We start from the raw sequence: 1,182 nt of genomic DNA on the forward strand, positions 1-1,182 counted from the left end.
GGGCTGGCTGGTCACCGGCTGCGCTCCCGTCGGTGTGGGGGTGGGTGTGCCGCCCGCGCCGCCCTGGCTGCCGCAGGCGCTCAGCGCCACGCAGACAGCCAGCGCGGGGACGGCGAGCCGAAGAGTCCTCATGCCGAATCTGACGTACGCCGACCCGAGTTCGTTCCCGTGCTCAGCCGCGCGCCGCGGCGGCCTTCATGTCCCGCTTCAGCTCCTGCGGAAGCGAGAACGTGAGCCGCTCGTTGGCGGTGGTGATCTCCTCGACGTCGGCGAAGCCGCGCGCGGCGAGGTGGACCAGCACCTCCTGGACCAGGTCGTCCGGGACGCTCGCGCCCGAGGTCAGACCGACGGTGGTGGCACCCTCCAGCCAGGCGTCGTCGATCTCGTGCGCGAAGTCGACCAGGTGACCGGCGCGGGCGCCGGCGTCCAGGGCGACCTCGACCAGGCGGACGGAGTTGGAGGAGTTGGTCGAGCCGACGACGATCACCACGTCACAGTCGGCGGCGATCTCCTTGACCACGTGCTGACGGTTGGAGGTGGCGTAGCAGATGTCGTCGCTGGGCGGGGACTGCAGCAGCGGCAGCCGCTTCTTGAGCCGGGCCACCGTCTCCAGCGTCTCGTCGACCGAGAGCGTGGTCTGGGAGAGCCAGACCACCTTCTCCGGATCACGTACGGTGATCTTGTCGGCGTCGTCCGGACCGTCCACCAGCTGGATGTGCGCGGGGGCCTCACCGGCGGTGCCGATGACCTCTTCGTGCCCCTCGTGGCCGATGAGCAGGATGTCGTAGTCCTCGGCGGCGAAGCGCCGCGCCTCGTGGTGCACCTTGGTGACCAACGGACAGGTCGCGTCGATCGCCTTCAGCGAACGCGCCTTGGCCTGCTCGTAGACCTCCGGCGCCACGCCGTGCGCGGAGAAGATGACGGTGGCGCCCTCGGGCACCTCCTCGTTCTCCTCCACGAAGATCGCGCCCTGGGCCTCCAGGGTCTGCACCACGTGCTTGTTGTGCACGATCTGCTTGCGCACGTAGATCGGGGCGCCGTAGAGCTTCAGCGCCTCCTCCACGGTCTGCACCGCGCGGTCGACACCCGCGCAGTAGCCGCGGGGCTTGGCCAGGAGCACGCGCTTGCCGGTCCGGTGAGTCGCCTGAGCCTCAGTCACCACCCCATCGTACGTGCCACCCC

At 69.9% G+C, this 1,182-nt stretch carries 1 protein-coding gene; it reads right to left on the reverse strand.

From position 1 onward, the window contains the following. Positions 1-172 precede the first annotated feature (172 nt). The gene (locus tag DLJ59_RS00125; RefSeq protein ID WP_124770510.1) at positions 173-1,159 is read right to left on the reverse strand and encodes a 4-hydroxy-3-methylbut-2-enyl diphosphate reductase; all 987 of its coding nucleotides are present in this window, start codon (positions 1,157-1,159) and stop codon (positions 173-175) included. Positions 1,160-1,182 lie beyond the last annotated feature (23 nt).

Origin of the sequence: Micromonospora inaquosa, assembly GCF_003857055.1 — a bacterium.
GTDB lineage: Bacteria > Actinomycetota > Actinomycetes > Mycobacteriales > Micromonosporaceae > Micromonospora > Micromonospora inaquosa.